The organism is Inquilinus sp. (genome assembly GCF_039594555.1).
GTDB lineage: Bacteria > Pseudomonadota > Alphaproteobacteria > DSM-16000 > Inquilinaceae > Inquilinus.
The window spans coordinates 1-3,301 of the sequence record NZ_JBCNNF010000583.1; the positions used below are offsets into that span (position 1 = coordinate 1).

At 71.2% G+C, this 3,301-nt stretch carries 2 protein-coding genes and 1 pseudogene; 2 read left to right on the forward strand and 1 reads right to left on the reverse strand.

Annotated features, from left to right (window positions below):
- A partial coding sequence (locus ABDW35_RS34440) for an alpha/beta fold hydrolase (RefSeq protein WP_343718353.1) occupies window positions 1-1,747 on the forward strand: 1,747 nt, incomplete at its 5' end.
- Window positions 1,748-1,892: 145 nt separating this feature from the next.
- Here ABDW35_RS34440 and ABDW35_RS34445 read toward each other — a convergent pair.
- A complete protein-coding gene (locus tag ABDW35_RS34445; RefSeq protein ID WP_343718354.1) occupies window positions 1,893-2,864 on the reverse strand; it encodes a phosphoribosylaminoimidazolesuccinocarboxamide synthase in 972 nt (323 codons plus the stop codon).
- A gap of 126 nt (window positions 2,865-2,990) precedes the next feature.
- On the opposite strand from ABDW35_RS34445, the pseudogene pyrH reads away from it, so the two are divergent.
- Window positions 2,991-3,301 (forward strand): annotated as a pseudogene (gene pyrH / locus ABDW35_RS34450) (UMP kinase); the annotation flags it as partial.

The following is a 3,301-nucleotide window of genomic DNA, read 5'->3' on the forward strand; positions in this document are numbered from 1 at the left end:
GGCGGAGGGCGTGATCCTGGCCCAGGAGGGCGGGCCTGGCTATTCCTCCACCGGCACGCGCGAGGGCTATCTGCGGCTGTTCGAGCCGCTGCGCGACCGGCGCGACGTGCTGCTGGTCGACAAGCGCGGCACCGGCCTGTCCGACCCGCTGCAGTGCCAGGCGCTGCAGCAGGCGGGGGAGTTCGTGCCCGCCGCCATCGCCGCCTGCGCCAAACAGCTGGGCCCGGCCGCCTGGATGTACGGCACCGCGCCGGCGGCCGACGATGTCGCCGCCGTGCTGGACGCGCTGGGGATCGGCAAGGTCGACTATTACGGCGACAGCTACGGCACCTGGTTCGGCCAGGTCTTCGCCCAGCGCCACCCGGACCGGCTGCGCACCGTGGTGCTGGACAGCGCCTATCCGACGATCGGCCTGTCGCCCTGGTTCGAGAGCGAATGGGCCACCGCCCGCGACGGGTTCGAGCTGGCCTGCCAGCGCTCCCCCAGCTGCCGCGCCCTGGGCGGCCGCTCGCTCGACCGGATCGAGAGGCTGGCGGCGGCACTGCGGGCCAAACCCGGCAAGGCCGAGGCGCCGGACGGCGACGGCAACACGGTCGGCATCGCGGTCGACGCCCCGACCCTGTTCCTGGTCATGAACAGCGGCGGCGGCAGCCCGACCTTCTACCGCGACCTGGACGCCGCGGCCCGCGCCTATCTGGATGCCAAGGACCCGGCGCCGCTGCACCGGCTGATGGCCGAGGCGGCGTCCTGGAACACGCCGGGCAGCGACCCCGCCGCCTTCTCCACCGCGCTCTACGTCTCGGTGGTGTGCAGCGACTATCCGCGGCTGTTCCGGGCCGACGCGTCGCGGTCGGAGCGGCGGCGCCAGCTGCTGCGCGCCACGGCGCAGAAGCAGCAGGCGGAGCCGGACGTCTACGCCCCCTTCACCATCGCCGAGGTCGACGGCTCGCCGCACAAATGGGAGCGGCGCGACCTGTGCCTGGACTGGCCGGCGCCGCCGAAGGGCGTCGTCCCCGCCACCGCCGCCGACCCGAAGGCGCCGTTCGCGAACGTGCCGGTGCTGGTGCTGTCCGGCGACATCGACAGCATCACCGCGCCGATGGAGGGGCTGGAGACGGCGCGGCTGTTCCCGGACGCGACCTATGTGCCGGTGCGCAACCTGACCCACATCACCGCGATCACCGACCAGGCGATCTTCACCCCGCCGAAGGGCGCCGACGCCACCGGCTGCGTCGCCCCGATCGTGCTGAACTTCGTGCGCTCCGGCGGCGATGCCGGCGACACCTCCTGCACCCAGCGGATCCGGCCGATCCGCACCGTGCCGGCCTTCGTCGTCCATGCCGCCGACGCCGCCCCGGCCACGGCCGATGCCGGCAATGCGGCCACCGATGCCGATCTGCGCCTGGCCTCGGCGGCGGCGGAGACGGCGGGCGACGTGCTGGCGCGCTACTTCGTCAACAGCGGCGGCAGCGGCGTCGGTCTGCGCGGCGGCACCTTCAAGTTCGAGGCGACCGAGACGGGCTACGCCTTCACCCTCGACCAGCTGCGCTGGGCCGACGACCTGGCCGTGTCCGGCACGATCCGCTGGGACCAGTCGACCGGCGACATCGCCGCCGACCTGACCCTGACGGGCGCGGCGACAGGCACGCTGGCCCTGGCCTGGAACGACCGGGATACCGATGCGATGGCCCGGATCACCGGGGAGATCGGCGGCCGGGCCGTGGCGGCGGAGCGGATCGCGCCGTAAAGGCTCGGGACTGCGCCAGCCCCCTCACCCTCCCGCCGCCGACGCGGCGGGCCCCTCCCTCTCCCCAATGAGAGGGAAAACATCACCTCTCCTTGGGGAGAGGTCGAAATCGCGCAGCGATTTCGGGTGAGGGGGCGGCTCCGGCCTAGAAATACTTCGCCAAATTCTCCCGGATCCGCTCCAGCACCGGTCGGTCCCGGTCGGGCAGCTCGAAGCGGCGGCCGGTGATGGTCTCGTAGGCGCGGACATAGACCTGGGCGGTGTCGCGGATCACCTGGGTCGGGATCTCCGGGATCGGGTCCTTATACGGGTCGCAGCGCGCCGCCACCCAGCTGCGCACGAAATCCTTGTCGAAACTCTCCGGCCGCTCGCCGCGGGCGAAGCGATCCTCGTAGCTGCCGGCCAGCCAGTAGCGGCTGCTGTCCGGGGTGTGGATCTCGTCGGCCAGGACAATGCGACCCTCTGCGTCCGTGCCGAACTCGTACTTCGTGTCGACCAGGATCAGCCCGTGCCTCGCCGCGATCTCCTGCCCGCGGGCGAACAGGGCGAAGGCATAGTCGCTGAGCTGCTGCCACTGCGCCGCGGTGAGCAGACCCTGGGAGACGATCTCCTCCGGCGTCAGCGGCTCGTCATGGCCGCCGTCGAAGGCCTTGCTGGTCGGGGTGATGATCGGCTGCGGCAGCTTCTGGTTGTCGCGCAGGCCCTCCGGCAGGCGCACGCCGTACATCTCGCGCTGGCCGGCCTTGTAGAGCGTCAGCACCGAGGTGCCGGTGGTGCCGGCCAGATAGTCGCGGACCACGATCTCGACCGGCAGGATGTCGAGCCGGCGGCCGACCACGACATTCGGGTCGGGATAGTCCAGAACGTGGTTCGGGCAGATGTCGCGCGTCTCCTCGAACCAGAAGCGCGCGGTCTGGGTCAGCACCTGGCCCTTCAGCGGGATCGAGGCGAGAATCCGGTCGAAGGCGCTGATCCGGTCAGTGGCGATGATGATGCGCCGCCCGTCCGGCAGGTCGTAATTGTCACGCACCTTGCCGCGGTAATGGGCCGGCAGCTCCGGGATCGTCGCATCGTCGAGCACCGGATAGGGGCGATCGTCCAGGGCCGTGAAATCCATGGGTCTCGTTCCATCGGGAGGGTCGGCGAATTCTTAGCGCGTGCCGGTATCGCGCACACCCGAAATCGGGCATCCTGCGGCGGTGCCGATGCGAGCGGTGCCCAGCGAGACGATCGAGAGGGCCCGATGGCACAATCCCCCAAACGGCTGCTGCTGAAGCTGAGCGGCGGCGCCATGGCCGGCGCCGACGGGTCGATCTTCGGCGCCGCCGCGATCGACCATATCGTCGGCGAGATCCTGGCGGTGCACGCGCTGGGCATCCAGATCGCGGTGGTGATCGGCGGCGGCAACGTGTTCCGCGGCCGCGTCTCCGACGCCTGGCATATCGAGCGGGCGGAGGCCGACAACATCGGCATGCTGGGCACCATGGTCAACGCCGTGATGCTGCGCGCGGCGCTGACCGCGCGATCGGCCGCCGAAGTGCGGGTGATGAGCGC

Bases quoted from the DNA above. Each gene is read 5' to 3' on its own strand.
- ABDW35_RS34445 (WP_343718354.1), bottom strand. From the start codon at position 2,864: ATGGATTTCACGGCCCTGGACGATCGCCCCTATCCGGTGCTCGACGAT.